This window comes from Bradyrhizobium sp. CCGUVB4N (genome assembly GCF_024199945.1).
Taxonomy (GTDB): domain Bacteria; phylum Pseudomonadota; class Alphaproteobacteria; order Rhizobiales; family Xanthobacteraceae; genus Bradyrhizobium.
Genome location: NZ_JANADP010000001.1, coordinates 5,530,094 through 5,545,719 on the forward strand (window position 1 = coordinate 5,530,094; position 15,626 = coordinate 5,545,719).

At 64.1% G+C, this 15,626-nt stretch carries 14 protein-coding genes, 1 tRNA gene and 1 pseudogene; 5 read left to right on the forward strand and 11 right to left on the reverse strand.

What is annotated here, in order from left to right; translation table 11 throughout:
• Positions 1 to 84 precede the first annotated feature (84 nt).
• The gene (locus NLM31_RS25510) at positions 85 to 2,517 is read left to right on the forward strand and encodes a lytic transglycosylase domain-containing protein (protein WP_254196261.1); all 2,433 of its coding nucleotides are present in this window, start codon (positions 85 to 87) and stop codon (positions 2,515 to 2,517) included.
• Between the two features lie 460 nt (positions 2,518 to 2,977).
• Here the strand turns inward: NLM31_RS25510 and NLM31_RS25515 are convergent, their stop codons facing one another.
• Positions 2,978 to 4,528 (reverse strand): porin, encoded by a 1,551-nt coding sequence (locus NLM31_RS25515; protein ID WP_254194048.1) that lies wholly within the window; start codon positions 4,526 to 4,528, stop codon positions 2,978 to 2,980.
• A gap of 873 nt (positions 4,529 to 5,401) precedes the next feature.
• Here NLM31_RS25515 and NLM31_RS25520 point away from each other — a divergent pair.
• Positions 5,402 to 5,494, forward strand: a tRNA-Ser gene (locus NLM31_RS25520).
• Between the two features lie 124 nt (positions 5,495 to 5,618).
• On the opposite strand, the gene NLM31_RS25525 is transcribed toward NLM31_RS25520, so the two are convergent.
• Complete coding sequence (locus tag NLM31_RS25525; protein ID WP_254194049.1) at positions 5,619 to 5,828, reverse strand: hypothetical protein; 210 nt, start codon at positions 5,826 to 5,828, stop codon at positions 5,619 to 5,621.
• A 107-nt stretch (positions 5,829 to 5,935) separates the two neighbouring features.
• Entirely contained in the window at positions 5,936 to 6,202 is a 267-nt protein-coding gene (locus tag NLM31_RS25530) for a hypothetical protein (protein WP_234678771.1), read from the reverse strand.
• A 549-nt stretch (positions 6,203 to 6,751) separates the two neighbouring features.
• Here NLM31_RS25530 and NLM31_RS43450 point away from each other — a divergent pair.
• Both NLM31_RS43450 and NLM31_RS25535 read left to right on the forward strand, forming a co-directional pair.
• Positions 6,752 to 6,922: pseudogene (locus NLM31_RS43450) on the forward strand (transposase); the annotation flags it as partial.
• A 53-nt stretch (positions 6,923 to 6,975) separates the two neighbouring features.
• On the forward strand, positions 6,976 to 7,125 hold the full coding sequence (locus NLM31_RS25535) for a transposase domain-containing protein (protein WP_254194050.1): 150 nt from the start codon (positions 6,976 to 6,978) through the stop codon (positions 7,123 to 7,125).
• Positions 7,126 to 8,462: 1,337 nt separating this feature from the next.
• Here NLM31_RS25535 and gatB read toward each other — a convergent pair.
• From gatB to NLM31_RS25570, 7 genes are all read right to left on the reverse strand, one after another.
• Positions 8,463 to 9,941 (reverse strand): Asp-tRNA(Asn)/Glu-tRNA(Gln) amidotransferase subunit GatB, encoded by a 1,479-nt coding sequence (gene gatB / locus NLM31_RS25540; RefSeq protein ID WP_254131980.1) that lies wholly within the window; start codon positions 9,939 to 9,941, stop codon positions 8,463 to 8,465.
• Complete coding sequence (locus tag NLM31_RS25545) at positions 9,938 to 10,240, reverse strand: hypothetical protein (protein WP_254194051.1); 303 nt, start codon at positions 10,238 to 10,240, stop codon at positions 9,938 to 9,940. Before NLM31_RS25545 ends, gatB begins: the two co-directional genes overlap by 4 nt.
• Positions 10,231 to 11,706, reverse strand: coding sequence for an Asp-tRNA(Asn)/Glu-tRNA(Gln) amidotransferase subunit GatA (gene gatA, locus NLM31_RS25550; protein WP_254131982.1), 1,476 nt, complete (start codon positions 11,704 to 11,706; stop codon positions 10,231 to 10,233). The genes NLM31_RS25545 and gatA overlap by 10 nt, the downstream gene beginning before the upstream one ends.
• Complete coding sequence (locus NLM31_RS25555; protein WP_254194052.1) at positions 11,703 to 11,915, reverse strand: hypothetical protein; 213 nt, start codon at positions 11,913 to 11,915, stop codon at positions 11,703 to 11,705. The genes gatA and NLM31_RS25555 overlap by 4 nt, the downstream gene beginning before the upstream one ends.
• Positions 11,916 to 11,998: 83 nt before the next feature.
• Positions 11,999 to 12,286 (reverse strand): Asp-tRNA(Asn)/Glu-tRNA(Gln) amidotransferase subunit GatC, encoded by a 288-nt coding sequence (gene gatC / locus NLM31_RS25560; RefSeq protein WP_008548395.1) that lies wholly within the window; start codon positions 12,284 to 12,286, stop codon positions 11,999 to 12,001.
• A 77-nt stretch (positions 12,287 to 12,363) separates the two neighbouring features.
• Positions 12,364 to 13,440, reverse strand: coding sequence for a nitronate monooxygenase family protein (locus NLM31_RS25565; protein WP_254194053.1), 1,077 nt, complete (start codon positions 13,438 to 13,440; stop codon positions 12,364 to 12,366).
• A gap of 17 nt (positions 13,441 to 13,457) precedes the next feature.
• The gene (locus NLM31_RS25570) at positions 13,458 to 14,435 is read right to left on the reverse strand and encodes a nitronate monooxygenase family protein (RefSeq protein ID WP_254194054.1); all 978 of its coding nucleotides are present in this window, start codon (positions 14,433 to 14,435) and stop codon (positions 13,458 to 13,460) included.
• A gap of 96 nt (positions 14,436 to 14,531) precedes the next feature.
• Between NLM31_RS25570 and NLM31_RS25575 the strand changes: the two genes are divergently transcribed.
• Positions 14,532 to 15,422 (forward strand): LysR family transcriptional regulator, encoded by an 891-nt coding sequence (locus NLM31_RS25575; protein WP_254194055.1) that lies wholly within the window; start codon positions 14,532 to 14,534, stop codon positions 15,420 to 15,422.
• On the opposite strand, the gene NLM31_RS25580 is transcribed toward NLM31_RS25575, so the two are convergent.
• Positions 15,409 to 15,624 (reverse strand): hypothetical protein, encoded by a 216-nt coding sequence (locus NLM31_RS25580; RefSeq protein WP_254131987.1) that lies wholly within the window; start codon positions 15,622 to 15,624, stop codon positions 15,409 to 15,411. The two genes, NLM31_RS25575 and NLM31_RS25580, sit on opposite strands and share 14 nt — an antisense overlap.
• Positions 15,625 to 15,626: the final 2 nt, after the last annotated feature.

Here is a 15,626-nt window from a genome sequence, read left to right on the forward strand (position 1 = left end):
CAATTGACTGATTCGGGGCGACGAACCTCCGTGACCTCCTTTCCGCGTACCGCATGGCGATCCGCCGGTCTGGCCATAGGCCTGATGGCCGGCCTGTCGATCGGCTGCGTCGCCCTCGCCAAGTCGAATGAGACCGCCGACGACACCGCGAAGGAACCGGCCAAGCAGGCCGCCACGGGAACTGACAAGGGAACTAATAAGGGAACTGACAAGGGAACTGCGAAGCCGCCCGCGAAGGACGCTTCGAAGGGATCGGCCAAGGACACAGCCAAGGGCGCGAGCAAGGGAGCAGCGGCTCCCGCCCCGGCCAAGAATGGCGCGACGGAAGCGGCGAAGAAATCCGCCAAGGATTCCGGGAAGGATGCTGGCAAGACCGCCAGCAAGGATGCCGCGAAGGACAAGCCGAAGCCCGCCGCGGCAGCCACCGCGCCCAAATCACGTCCAGCCGCCAGTGCTCCCGCCTCCCACGCCGCGCCGGCGGTGACGGCCACCGTCAAACCTTCCGCGCCCGCCCCCGCGAGACCGGTCGCAGCGCCGGTGCTGGCACCGGCGACCCGCCAGCACGCCGCCCCGCGCAAGCCGGTGACGCCGGCCGCCGTTGCGGCGACATCGTCGACGTCGCAAGCCGACAAGGACACGCTGGAAAACGTCATTGAGCTCGTGCGCAAGCGCAAGCCGGGCGATGCCAGCAGTTACGCGGATTCGATTTCGGACCCCGTTGCGCGGAAGCTCGCGGAATGGATCATCCTGCGCAGCGAGGACAATGGCGCGAGCGTTGAGCGCTACCGCGCCTTCCTCTCGGCCAATCCGAGCTGGCCGTCGCAGACCTTCCTGCGCCGGCGCCTGGAGGCCGCGATGTGGGACGACAGGCGCGACGATTCGGTCGGCTGGTCGTGGTTCGAGAACGAATCCCCCGTTTCGGCGAAGGGCCGCTTCGTGCTGGCCAAGGCGATGCTGGCACGCGGCGACCGCGCCAATGCCGAGCGCCTCGTGCGCGAAGCCTGGCGCAGCGATCCGATGTCGGAGGATACCGAGAACAACGCGCTCGACCAGTTCGGCGCCCTGCTTACGCCGGGCGACCAGAAGGCGCGGATGGATACGCTGCTCTACGGCAGCGAGACCGAGGCAGCACTGCGCGCCGCGAGGCGCCTTGGCGCCGGCTATGTCGCGCTCGCCAAGGCCCGCATCGCCTCCTTCAAGAAGGCGCCGAACACGCGCGCTCTGCTCGAAGAGGTGCCGCGCGAGCTGCACAGCGATCCCGGCTTCATCTTCAGCAAGATCCAGCTGCTGCGCCGCGAAGAGAAGTTTCCTGAGGCGGCCCAGCTCATGCTGGCGGCGCCGAAGGATCCGAACCGGCTCTACAATCTCGACGAATGGTGGATCGAGCGGCGCCTCCTGGCGCGCAAGATGATCGACACCGAGGACTTCCGCAGCGCCTATCTGATCGCACGCGACGCGGCGCTCCCCTCACGCGACATCTACAAGACCGAGCAGGAATTCACGGCGGGCTGGATCGCACTGCGCTTCCTCAATGATCCCGCGGCAGCCGCCCAGCACTTTGCCCGCATCGGCGTCGGCAGCGTCAACCCGACCACGCTGGCGCGTGCCGGCTACTGGCAGGGCCGCGCCGCGGAAGCCGCAGGCCGCCAGCAGGAGGCGCGCAACGCCTATGCCCGCGCTGCCGAGCAGTCGACGAGCTATTACGGCCAGCTCGCGCGCGCGAAGCTCGGCTTGCCGCAGATCGAGCTGAACAGCCAGCCACGCGGCCGCGGCGCCGAACGGCTGGAGATCGTGCGCGCGGCGCAACTGCTTTACGAACTCGACGAGCGCGAGATGGCGGTGCCGATGCTTGCCGACATGGGCGAGAACGGCGATCCCGAGGCGCTCACCGGCCTCGGCGAGCTCACCCAGCGCTACAGCGACGCGCGTGGCATGCTGCTGGTCGGCAAGGCCGCGCTCAACCGCGGCCTTCCGTTCGACTTCTACGCCTACCCCGTCAACGGCATTCCGCAGTTCACGCAGATCGGTCCCGAGGTCGAGCGCAGCATCGTCTACGCGATCGCGCGGCAGGAAAGCGCGTTCAATCCGGCCGTGGTCTCGCCCGCGCAGGCCTACGGCCTGATGCAGGTGACACCGGACGCCGCGCGTTACGTCTGCAAACGGCACGGCGCGACCTATGACCTGTCGCGGCTGAGGAACGATTCGTCCTACAACGCCACGCTCGGGGCAGCGGAGCTCGGCGGCCTGCTCGAGGATTATCGCGGCTCCTACATCATGACCTTTGCGGCCTACAACGCGGGCCGCGGCAGCGTGAAGAAATGGATCGACCGTTACGGTGACCCGCGCGAATCCAAGATCGACGCGGTCGACTGGGTCGAGCTGATCCCGTTCTCCGAGACGCGCAATTACGTGCAGCGGATCATGGAGAACCTCCAAGTCTACCGCGCTCGCTTCGGCGGTGGCACGCGGCTCCAGATCGAGGCCGATTTGCGCCGCGGCGCCGGCAGCGTGGAATAACCGGCCTTCTCTCTCGCGCGTAAGAGGCTGCTCCCGCGACAACGGACGTGCGCCTCGCTCAGGCCGAAACGATCGTCGCCTTCGCAGCAACGAGCGTGAAGACCCGTGCCGCCGCACTCTTGCCGCGCCTTAGCCTCCAGGCCTGCGAGCTCTCCAGAACGATCTCGAGATTCTCATCCTCGGACCGGCGCCGCCCGCCGGCTCGTGTCCGCCATGTCGAGCCGTTCGACTTGGGCTCTCTTGTTCGGTGTTTGAACCCGCCCGCTTGACTGACGCCGCGAGCCCACAATGGTGCCGGTTGATGGACCACGCTTGAAGGATAGACCTTCAGGCTTCCGAAACTCGCTCGACGACAGTCGAGTGTCGGACCAGGCTCTGCCCCAGGCACGCCACATCGCCCAACAGAAAAAGCCCCCGGCGGTTTCCCGCCGGGGGCTCTCTACCGATCGTTAGATCGATATTAGAAGGTGCGCTGAGCGCGGAGCAGCAGGGTCAGGGAGTTCTGATCCTTCAGCTCGTACGTCGCAGCCGGCTTCGCGAAGGCCGAGATGGCCGGGATCGCGATCGTGCCCGAGTACTTCTGATCCAGGCGCGACCAGCTCAGGTCAGCCGTGAAGGCCAGGTTCTTGACCGGGGTCCACACGGTGTTGACGCCGATAACGCCGAAGTTGAAGTCGGGGTTACAGGTTGCAGTGGCGGCACCGTAAGCGGCAACGAAGTTGGCGCAGATCAGAGCCTTGCCCGTGTCACCGTACTTCAGCTGAGCGTAGCCACCGTAAATGGCGCTCGCCCAGTAGGGGCTCCAGTTGTGGGTGTAGCCACCACGAACGCCCCAGGTCTTGACGGTATCGATACCGGTACCGGCACCGAAGACGCCATCAGCAAGACCCGCGAAACCGAGGCTCTGATAGGCGCCGACGCCCGAGCCGCTGTACATCGAGAACTGCTGCGGGAACAGAACCTGGAAGTTCTGGCGCGTGTCGCCATCGGTGTAGACGGCCTGCAAGTTGATCGAGTCACCCGCACCAGTCGGGATGTTCTTGATCGACAACGAACCCTGGACAGCCCAACCCCACTTGTCGGAGGGATGACCGGTCGGTTCGGTGGTGCCGTAGTAGCCGGGATGCAGGTCATGCGCGGCGACCGAAATCTGGGCAAGACCCCAGGCCTGGTCAACACGAACAGCACCGACGATGTCGGGCGAGCGCGTGCCACCCCAAGCGTTGACGCCGTACTGGCCCTGGACCAGCGCGTTGCCAGCGTTCGTAGCAGCCGAGGTCGTCACGATCGCGCCAGCGCCGCTAACAGCACTGGAGGCCACGAAGCCGTTGACGTTCCACAGGTTGCCCGCACCGTTGGACTGGGTGTCGGGGCTTTCCAACGCCAGCGAACCGGTGATGCCCTGACCGAAGTCCGCGGTGTAGGCGAACTGGTTGATACCGGTCACGTGGTTGGAGCCGCCCGGAATGGTGTCGGGACCGCCAGCCGGATAGCTGTTCCACGGAGCGTCGAAGATCGAGACGGTACGGCCCATGGTGAACCCAGCGAACTGGATGAACGCATGGTAGAGGCCGAGGCCGGGGTTGGTGCCGTTGAACGTCGCCGGGCTGCTGCCGGTGACCTGGCTCGTATCGTAGCTGAAGATCATGTCAGCGTAGGTACGGACAACGCCGTATTCAGTCGCCGTGCGGGTATCGACGTTGAGGTCCATACGAGCGCGGGTGTAGTAGTAGTTCGTCAGACGGTTGTTCGAACCACCGTTCGCGGTCGCCTGGCTGTTGTTGAAGCCGTAGTCGTTGGCGCCACCGGCAACCATGTCAGCACGGACGTAACCACCCAGCTTGATGCAGGTGTCGGTGCCCGGGATGTAGTAGAAACCCGCACCATACAGGGAGCAGATCTTCACGTATTCGACCGCCTTGGCCTTCACGGGGAGATCGGCTGCCTGTGCTCCGCCCACGGCGATCAGACCCGCCGCTGAGCCGAGCAAAAGGCTCTTAACCAACTTCATGTTAAACCTCCAAGTTGCTCTTCAGGGAAGGTCACTGACCCGAATGGCCAATTCCCCAACCCCCTTTAAATCCCCGCCTTGGTCACCTTCGCGTCTTCGGACACACCCGCATGAACGCGAGGGACTTAAGCGAAAGACCTAAACGGGACGACCTTGGGATGCCCCCCTCCGTCGCCCGATCACAATTACCGAACGTCCTTGCACACACAACAAGAGAACGCTCCGAAACGGCCCTACGACGTGTGTTTTCCGATGGGTGTTGCACAAATAACACGCAGATGTGATCGGAAGGCGCCCGCAACATATTGTTTTTACTATATTTTTTTGAGCGGTTCCATTTGCCGCCGAAATTCCCGATCCGAGGACGCGCGCGTCGGCTTACACACAGAGGCGGCTCTGACGCGCGCGAATCGTGGAATCGGGACGCAGACTCAGGGGATGTGTAACGCGCCGTAACTCTCGGTGATCCCCGGCAGTTCAGCCCCCTTTATGGTGCTGAAGTCACTTGGCCGATTGAAGAATCGGGCCGGCATCCCCGCTGGCGAAGATCAAAGGTTCGCCGTCGATGCCTTATATAAGTGGCGAACGGCGCGGCGAGCCGGCCACTTGCCTCGCAGAGCCAGCCGCCGCAAGAAACTTCGAGTAAATTCAATCGCTTGATCGCGGAGACACAGCGTCGCCCGCAGATACTCTCTCTGTCACCCCTGCCCAACGCCTTGGTTCTGCCCCCGCTCTTCCGGCGTGAAGTGTCTCGACCGGAAAGCAAACCATCGTTATCGGCGCGCAGCGCTGCGGAAATCGTTGGGAATTCGAGCAAAAACACACGCTTCGAAATTGACCGGCCCAAGCAATTAGATGCATAAGGCTCGCACCGGAGAGGTGGCCGAGTGGCTGAAGGCAACGCTTTGCTAAAGCGTCATACGGTCTCAAGCTGTATCGAGGGTTCGAATCCCTCCCTCTCCGCCACCCAGCAGAATCCAGATCCATTCATCTGAAAGCGATCGTCGCGCGGCTGCGACAGCCTGGCGCAAGGATTCGCACAGCCGAGCCCAGCCCGATTCGCGCGCTCCTTATATATGTGTGCCCGCGCCTAGACGCCGGATCGCCAGATCCGCCAATGCGAGGGTGATATCAGCACCGCCTCGCCGGCCCAGACATTGAACCAGACGCCGGCCCTGCGTCGACACGGAAAGGTCAGCGGAAGAATGCCGGTCTTGTGCGGCCGTCCGAGTTCCAGATCGCAATCGTCGGGCGCGATCTGAATCGGCAGCCATTCGTCGTGCTTCTCGATGTCGCTCATGCCGCGGGTCTAGGCGGCGGCGCGACTCATTGGCTTGATCCAGCGCAATCGCGTCGACCCATGAAAACACGGGCCAGTTGCGCGATTAGATTGGCGCCAGTGCCCGCTCAGTGCGCGGACACCCACGCCCTCGCGTCACGCTGCGCGGCCGAGATCTCGGACTCCGACATCTGGCCGGCCACTTCCTGGCGCAGCGCGACGGCGTCCTTGCGGCCCTTCAGCGCAGCGAGGTTGAACCATTTGTGCGCGGCGACGAGGTCGACCAGGCCCGAGCGGCCGCTCGCCCAATAGATCCCACGCTCGAACAGAACGTCCGACAGCGCGCTTGCATCGATCGGCGTTGCCGCATCGAGATCGAAAGTACCCTGAAACATAACGCATCCCCTTTTTTCTTATGCCGCCTCGTTCCCCCGAGCGCGGCTCCCGTCCAACTCTGATTTGCCTGACCCCTTCTGGGATCGTGCGCTGTTCAACTCTTCCCCAATGCCGTTTGCCGGCTTGTTGGAGGCGATGATGGCGGGCAAATTTGAATGGCAGTTTAAGTATCGCGATGAAGCAGACGTAAACGGAGGCGCCTGCCGCGCGCGCAGGGAATTCAAGAAGTCCCTGATTTGCAGGCACTTCTGCGATTCGTCAGATTTGGTTTACCGTGGGATTTTTGGACATCGATAACCATCGCGCGCAGTGGCGCGTGCCCTGTGGTTACAATTTGTGGGAGCGGCGGCGCTGGCGTGACCGCAGCCGCCTGTCGTTCCCCACGCAGGCGGGGTGATCCAAGCGGACGCCTACAAGGACTATGGGGCGCTGCGCCCAGGTCGGGCAGCTCCATGACGTAAAGGCCGCCATCACCGGCATGACGGCTAACGGCGTGTGGCAGCTCGCCTGGAACACGCCGCCCCGATCCTCGCCGATCTCAAGAATGGCTCGAGATGCAGCAGCGGCCGCTTTCCTCGAAGACCGCGCTCTACAAGGCGATTGGATATGCGGTGACGCAATGGGATTCGCTCATCCTCCACGTCGCCGGCGGGCACGTCAGCATCGACAACAATTTGGCCGAACGGTCCCTGCGCGGGATCGCGCTCACCAGAAAGAATTTCCTGCTCCTGGCTCCGAGGGCGATGGCGATCGGGCGGCCGTCCTGTACACAGTGCTGGAGACGACGAAGCTCAACGGGCTCGCCCCGGAGGTCTATCTGGTCGACGTCATCGACCGCATGGCCAAGGGACATCCGATCAATCGGCCGGCGGAGCTTCTCCCCTGGAACTGGACGCAGCAGGCTGTAAAATTGGCGGCATGATAAACGGGCCGCCTTAGCGCATCGCGTCCAATGGAAGGAGCGGTTCGATCTGCTCGTGAGGGATTTTGGAGCGCCGCGCGGTACAGCGGTTTGCACGAGTTACGAATCCATTCGACCGTACATCGGCCAAATGCGTGAGGCCGGCTACACGTCCTCTTCCTTTGGCCCTGGAAGAGAGGGATATGAGTGCTCTTGCGCTGACTTGATTGAGGTCTTGAGCGAATGGGGTTGGTGCGGGGATGGTCCAGCCCCGACATGGATCGCCCCTGCAGACGCTGAAGGCGAAGCCTAATCTCCGCCACCAAATCAGGTCTGTCCCGCTGACCGTGGACCCTGGCTGACGCTTAGCGTCATTGTCAGATCAGCAATGTAGGAAAAGGGAATGCCGGCAATACCCCGGCCTCAGGGAACGAGGGCGTCGGCGAACACGTCAGGACCAAATTCCAAATAAGCCCGAGGGCCGTCTGTGGAATTGCGGAGCCCTTGTTCAGGGAGCCGCACTGAACGAAGAAAACTTGTTTCTTCTGCCGGACCGGGCTTTGACGAGCGAGCCCGTGAAAGCTGACGATCCGACCGTTGACCTGATGTCTCGCCGACACCCTCTATCGTCGACCAGAACCTCTAGGAGGCGCTGATGACGTGCCGGCTGCGAGAGCCGGCAACTTCAGAAGCGAAGTTACTTCTTCTTCTTCGCGACCTTGCGGGTCTTCTTCGCAGTCTTCTTCACTGCGCTCTTCGCCTTCTTCGCCTTCTTCGCTTTCTTGGCCATGTTGCCCTCCGATGTGTGAGATGGCTTTAATCGCTGCGCGCATTCGGGGATCGAATGTGCACTCACCCCGAATACACCAACACGACGAAAAAAACATCTTCTCACTTAAGGAAGTGTTGACGACGCAGCGCGCGTGCGCCAGCCGCGCTTGATTTGCCGACGCGCAGAGACACGCGTCTGCAGTTGCAAATGCTTCTCGCAACATCGACGTCGGCAACAGCCGCGATTGCAAGAATATCCTATGCAGCAAGTATTATTCTGCGCGCGCACATCACGCGTGATCAACGTGATGACGTACGCTGCAATGCGCGCGAGCGCCTCGCGGAGGCGAGTCGCGGACTCTGAGTCGCGAATTTTGGCAACGAAATTATTTTCATGCTTAACGGCGGAAGCGCTCATCGGAGCGCGTGTAAGTCGCCGCTTTGTGCGAATCGCGCCCCCGCGATTCGCAACTGCATCGTGACCTCAACGGGGTGAAGTTTGCCATCTGCGATGCGTGCGCGCGTCTCGTCTCGACGTCGCGCGAGGTGACGGCGAGCGTCTCGCCGTCTCGTCCGAACGCGTGACGTCAGACGCCGAGCTTGGACTTGAGCAGCTCGTTGACCGCCTGCGGGTTCGCCTTGCCGCCGGATGACTTCATCACCTGGCCGACGAACCAGCCGAGCGACTGCGGCTTGTCCTTCACCTGCGCGGCCTTGTCGGGATTGGCCGCGATGATGTCGTCGACAACCTTTTCGATCGCCGAAAGATCCGTGACCTGCTTCATGCCGCGGCTTTCGACCAGCGCACGGGGATCGCCGCCCTCCTGCCAGACGATCTCGAACAGATCCTTGGCGATCTTGCCGCTGATCGTGCCCTCCCCGATCAGGTCGACGATTGCAGCGAGCTGCTCGGAGGTAACAGGAGAGCCCGTAATATCCCGGCCTTCCTTGTTGAGACGACCGAACAGCTCGTTGATCACCCAGTTCGCCGCCATCTTGCCGTCGCGGGCGCGGTTGGCGAGCCTGTCGAGCACCGTTTCGTAGAACACCGCGCTCTCGCGCTCGGCGACCAGCACGCTCGCGTCATAGGCCGACAGGCCGAAGTCGGCGACGAAGCGCGTCTTCTTCTGATCCGGCAGCTCCGGCAGCTTCGCCTTCAGCTCGTCGACGAAGTCTTGCGAGAACTCCAGCGGCAGCAAATCCGGATCGGGGAAGTAGCGGTAGTCGTGCGCCTCTTCCTTCGAGCGCATCGAGCGCGTCTCGCCCTTGTTGGGGTCGTAGAGCCGCGTCTCCTGGTCGATCTGGCCGCCATCCTCGAGGATCTCGATCTGGCGGCGCGCTTCGTACTCGATCGCCTGGCCGATGAAGGTGATCGAGTTCATGTTCTTGATCTCGCAGCGGGTGCCGAGCGGCGCGCCCGGCTTGCGCACGGAGACGTTGACGTCGGCGCGCAAGGACCCCTTCTCCATGTCGCCGTCGCAGGTGCCGAGATAGCGCAGGATCGAGCGCAGCTTGGTCACGTAGGCCTTGGCCTGCTCGGCGTCGCGGATGTCCGGTTTTGATACGATCTCCATCAGCGCCACACCGGAGCGGTTGAGGTCGACATTCGACATCGTCGGCGACCGGTCGTGCAGCAGCTTGCCGGCATCCTGCTCCAGATGCAGCCGCTCGATGCCGATGGAGACACTGCGCCCACCGTCGAGCTCCACGACCACTTCACCCTCGCCCACCACGGGCGATTTGTACTGGCTGATCTGGTAGCCCTGCGGCAGGTCTGGATAGAAATAGTTTTTCCGGTCGAACACCGAACGCAGGTTGATCCTTGCGTTGAGGCCAAGCCCGGTCCGGACAGCCTGCCTGACGCATTCCTCGTTGATCACGGGCAGCATGCCCGGCATCGCGGCATCGACCAGCGACACGTGGCTGTTCGGCTCTCCGCCGAACGCCGTCGATGCGCCCGAGAACAGCTTCGAGTTCGACGTCACCTGGGCATGGATCTCCATGCCGATGACCATCTCCCAGTCGCCGGTCGAGCCCTTCAGAAGCTTGTGCGTGGCCGTGCTCATGTCTTGCTCCCGAGCAGCGTGGCAGCGATCCGCTCCCACTCCGCTTCCAATGAATCCTTTGCCGCAGGCTGGCCGGCCTGGCGGTACCAATAGCCGGCATTGCCGAGATCGCCTTCGACGCGGTGCAAGTATGCGTGCACCCAGGCGGCGTCGCGGCCATTGTCGTCCTGGACGATCTTGTGCGCCTCGTCCCAATCGCCCTTCGCCGCCCACCAGAGACCGACGAGCGGCGCGCTCAGGCCAGGCGCGGGCGCCGCGCCGTCGAGGCTCGCGATGAAATCAGCGACATTCACCACCACCTCGCGGGCGTGAAGCGGCCGGCGGCCTGCTCGATCACCTCGCCGAGCGAGAACAGCGTCTCCTCGTCGAAGGGTCGGCCGATCAGTTGCAGGCCGAGCGGCAGGCCCTGCGCGTCCTTGCCGGCGGGCACCGCAATGCCCGGCAGGCCCGCCATGTTCACGGTCACCGTGAAGATGTCGTTGAGATACATCTCGACGGGGTCGGCGCCGCCCTTCTCGCCGATGCCGAAGGCCGCCGACGGTGTCGCCGGCGTCAGGATCGCGTTGACGCCCTTGGCGAAGCAATCCTCAAAGTCCTTCTTGATCAGCGTGCGCACCTTCTGGGCGCGCAGATAATAGGCGTCGTAATAGCCGGCGGAGAGCACATAGGTGCCGATCATGACGCGGCGGCGCACCTCCGCGCCAAAACCTTCGGCGCGGGTGTTCTCATATTGCTCGATGATGTTCTTGCCCTGCTCGCGCAGGCCGTAGCGGACGCCGTCATAGCGCGCGAGGTTGGACGAGGCCTCCGCCGGCGCCACGATGTAATAGGCCGGCAGCGCGTACTTGGTGTGCGGCAGCGACACTTCGACGAGCTCGGCGCCGGCCGCCTTCAGCCAGGCCGCGCCCTCGCTCCAGAGTTTCTCGATCTCGGCCGGCATGCCGTCGAGACGATACTCCTTGGGAATGCCGATCTTGAGACCCTTCACGGACCTGCCGATCGCAGCCTCGTAATCCGGCACGGCAACATCGACCGACGTCGTGTCCTTCGGATCGTGCCCGGCCATCGAGCGCAGCAGCATCGCGGCATCGCGCGTGGTGCGTGCGATCGGGCCGGCCTGGTCGAGCGAGGACGCAAAGGCGACGATACCCCAGCGCGAGCAGCGGCCATAGGTCGGCTTGATGCCGACGGTGGCGGTGAACGCGGCCGGCTGGCGGATCGAACCGCCGGTGTCGGTCGCGGTCGCGCCCATGCACAACAGCGCCGCCACGGCCGAGGCCGAGCCGCCGGACGAGCCGCCCGGCACCAGCGTCGTATTGCTGCCATCGCGCCGCCAGGGATTGCCGACGGGGCCGAAACACGAGGTCTCGTTCGCCGAGCCCATCGCGAACTCGTCATTGTTGAGCTTGCCGAGCATCACGGCACCGTCGCGCCAGAGCTGCGAGGTGATGGTGGACTCGTAGGTCGGCACGAAATTGCCGAGGATCTTCGAGCACGCCGTGGTGCGCACGCCCTTGGTCGCGAACAGATCCTTGACGCCGAGCGGGATGCCCGCGAGCGGGCCGCCCTCACCCTTGGCGATCTTCTCGTCCACGGCCTTCGCCATGGCGCGCGCCTGGTCGGGCGTCTCCATCACGAAGGCGTTGAGCACGCGCGCGGCTTCGATCGCGTTGAGATGCGCGTCGGTCAGCTCGAGCGACGTGAAAGTCTTGTCGGCGAGACCCTTGCGGGCCTCGGCGAGCGTCAGCGATGTCAAATCGGTCATTTATTGATCGGGCTGCAGAAGAACGGAGACAGGGTCTTGTCGTTGGCCGGGTCGTCTTTCTTGGCAGCGGCATTCGCGGCGGCCTGAAGCTCGTCGAGCACGGCATTGACGGCGACATTGGGGTCGGCGGCCTTGCCCTGCCGCTCCATCTTGTCGAGGTAGTTCATGTAGGCCTGATAGGCCTTCTCATCGTCGCAAAGCATGCACATCGGACAGCGTCCTGAGACTCTTTAGTTTGACGCGTTTTCTTTACGCGAACCGGTATCCACTTCGCTCGAAAACGCTCTGAAAACTATTCAACAACCTTGGGCACCAGGAAGAAGTGACCTTCGGTCGCAGGCGCGTTGGCAACGATATCGTCGGCGATCTCGCCGTCATTGACCACGTCTTGCCGCTTCTTCATCTGCATCGGGGTCACCGAGGTCATGGGCTCCACGCCCTCGACATTGACCTCCGAGAGCTGCTCGACAAACGCGAGCATGGCGTTGAGCTCGCCCTGCAGATGCGGAACTTCGTCCTCGGACACCGCAATGCGCGCCAGATGCGCGATGCGGCGGACGGTAGCGGCGTCGACGGACATTATATAAGGCCTCTCACGGCAAAACCTAAGTGCCGTATAGCAGAGGCCGGTTTTGCACCGCAACCGGCGTGGGCGGCCTAGCCGGCCAGCGCCTTCATACGGGCCAGCGCCGATTTGGCGAGATCCCGGGTCAATTCGGCGGCGGGGACTTCGCGGCCGAGAGCAACGGCCTGTCCGGCCCAGAGATTGGTGAAATCCACCCTGCCCTGCTTTTCGGCAGCCGTCTTCAGCGGCCCCAGCGCGGTCGCCGCATGGGGAAATGGCGGCGCATCCGGCGAGATCGGGCCCGCCTCGCGCATCAGGCGGTTCTGGACGCCACGCGCCGGGCGGCCCGTCATAACATTGGTGATGACGGTGGAATCGTCCCGCGCCTCGGCAAGCGCCTTGCGGCCGCCCGCGCTGACCTTGGACTCCGGACAGCGCAAATAGGCGCTGCCGATCTGCACGCCGGAGGCGCCGAGCGCGAAGGCTGCCGCAATGCCGCGCCCGTCGGCGATGCCGCCGGCCGCGATCACCGGTACCTTCACGGCATCGGCGACCTGCGGCACCAGCGCAAACGTGCCGGGCTGCTCGGCAATCTTGTCGGTCAGGAACATGCCGCGATGGCCGCCGGCCTCGGCGCCTTGCGCGATGACGGCATCGGCGCCGCGCTGTTCGAGCCAGACCGCTTCCTTCACCGTGGTGGCCGACGAAATGACGAGACAGCCCGCCGCCTTGACGCGCTTGAGCAGCGCCGCCTCCGGCAGACCGAAATGGAAGCTGACCACCTCCGGCTTCAGCTCCTCGACGACTTCGCAGAAAGAGGCATCGAACGGTGCGCGGTTCGCCGCACTGATCGGTGCCGACGGATCGAGGCCGTGCTCGGTGTAATAGCCCGTGAGCCGCTGCTTCCAGCGCGCTTCGGCTTCCGCCGTGAGCTCGATCGGCGTGTGGCAGAAAAAGTTCATGTTGACCGGCGCCTTCACACGCTGGCGAATGATGTTGACCTGCTCGCGCGCCTTCTCCGGCGACAGCATCGCACTCGGCAACGAGCCAAGTCCGCCGCCTTCCGCCACGGCGATCACCAGCTCCGCATCCATCACGCCGGCCATCGGCGCCAGCACGATCGGGAATTCGGTCTTGAAGAGATCGATCAGTCGACGGTCAGGCCACATGGTGTGTCTCTCCTGGTTCAGGCGAGCGATGCGAGCGAGTTGCGCCGGCCGGCAAGCAACTGCTCGGCTTCGGTCGCAATCCGTTCGACGATCTCGGCCGCCGGTGGAATATCATGGATCAGGCCGACCGCTTCTCCCGCAAAGACGGCCGCGATTTCGAAATCGCCCGCCATTTTTGCCGCGGCATAGTCCTTGGCAATCTCGTCAGCGCGCTGCAGCAGCTCGACCTCGCGGCCGGTCCAGCTCTTGATATGGGTGTTGATCAGCGTGCGTGCGGTGAACGGCGCCGGCCAGAACAGTTTTCGCGACCAGTCGGGAACGACGCCGCGCACCGTGTTGTTTGCATCGGCCGTGCGGATGCGCTCCTTCGCTTCCGCAGCGCCATTGGCCTCGACGCTTGCGTAGAAGCGCGTGCCGATCAGCACGCCGGATGCACCTAACATCATCATTGCGGCCAGGCCCCGGCCATCGGCAATGCCGCCGGCCGCGACGACCGGCACGCGCCCGGCGGCGAGATCGACGATCGCGGGCACGATATCGACGGTGGTGCGCGATGCGCCGTGGCCGCCGGCTTCCGTCCCCTGCGCGATCAAGATCTCCGCGCCGGCATCGAGCGCCTGTTTCGCCATGTCCTCGCTCTGCACCTGGCAGATCAATCGCGCGCCGCTCGCCTTGATGCGCGGCGCGAACGGCGCGGGATCGCCGAAGGACAGCATGACCGCCTGTGGGCGGGCATCAAGCGCGATGTCGAGAAGCTCGGGCTGCTTTGCCAGGCTCCAGGTGATGAAGCCGATCCCGAACGGCGCAAAGCCCTTCAGCTCGGCGGCCTCGGCCTGAAGCCGGGCGCGGTCACCGTAGCCGCCACCGAGAATCCCAAACCCACCGGCCTCGCTGACGGCGCGCGTCAGCCGGCTGCCCGCGATCGTGTCCATGGGCGCCGACAGGATCGGATGCCTGGTCCCGAGAAGCTCCGTCAGCGGCGTGGTGATCGGCATGGGGTCTTCCACTCTGGACAGGAACATTAGGCGCAACTAGCATTCTCGAAAAATGAATTGTTGCGAACGCTGCCATCACAAAAGCGAAACGACGCCATGGAACTGAGCGACATCCAGACCTTTGCCGCGGTGGCCCGGACCGGCGGCATCACCCGCGCCGCCGAAGAGCTCAACACGGTGCAATCCAATGTCACCCAGCGCATCAAGGCCCTGGAGGCCGAGATCGGCACACCGCTGTTCGAGCGTCACAGCCGCGGCATGGCGCTGACCGGCGCCGGCAAGCGCCTTTTGCCTTACGCCCAGCGGATGGCCGCGCTATCGCACGAGGCCGTGCTCGCGGCGCGAGACGATGGCGAACCCAAAGGGCCGCTGTCGATCGGCTCGATGGAGACGACAGCAGCCGTGCGGCTGCCGCCGCTGCTCGCCGATTTTCATCGCCGCTTTCCCAACGTGCGCCTCTCCTTGCGCACCGCAACGACGGCCGATCTCGTCACCGGCGTGCTCGAAGGCACGCTCGATGGCGCCTTTGTCGCAGGTCCCATCGCGCATGCCGATCTCAGCGCGACCAGCGCATTCCGCGAAGAGCTGGTGCTGGTCAGCGCACGGCGCTGGGCCTCACTCGCCGAGCTGCGCGCCGGCACGCCGGACTCCGGCCCGACGGCACTGGCGTTCCGCGCGGGCTGCACTTACCGCCAGCGCCTCGAGCAGATCTTTGTCGAGTTCGGTTGGCCCTCGGCCGCGCGCTTCGAGCTCGGCACCCTCGACGGCATGATCGGCTGCGTCGCCGCCGACATGGGCGTGACGCTGTTGCCGCGCGCGGTGGTCGAGCGCAGCGCGATGAACGGCAGCGTGACGATGCACACGCTCAATCCGCTGCATGCACGCGTCGAGACGCTGTTCATCCAGCGGCGCGCCGGCCATCAAACCAGCGCGCTGAGTGGCTTCTTGTCGTGCCTGACCAAGGACGACGAAATCATAGCGGCCTGATCCACCATCGCCGCAGCGCAACCAAGGCCCAGATCGCCTCGACCAGACCGAACGGCCAGGCGCCCTGCAGGAAGCCGTAGGTCGAGCCGAGCGCGCAGGAGGCCGCGAACAGCAGCACGAACCAGTGACTGCGGTCTTCGAGAGCATAGCAGACCAGCATCGCGCTGACGGCAAACAAGCCGAATAACGTCAGTGCATCCATTG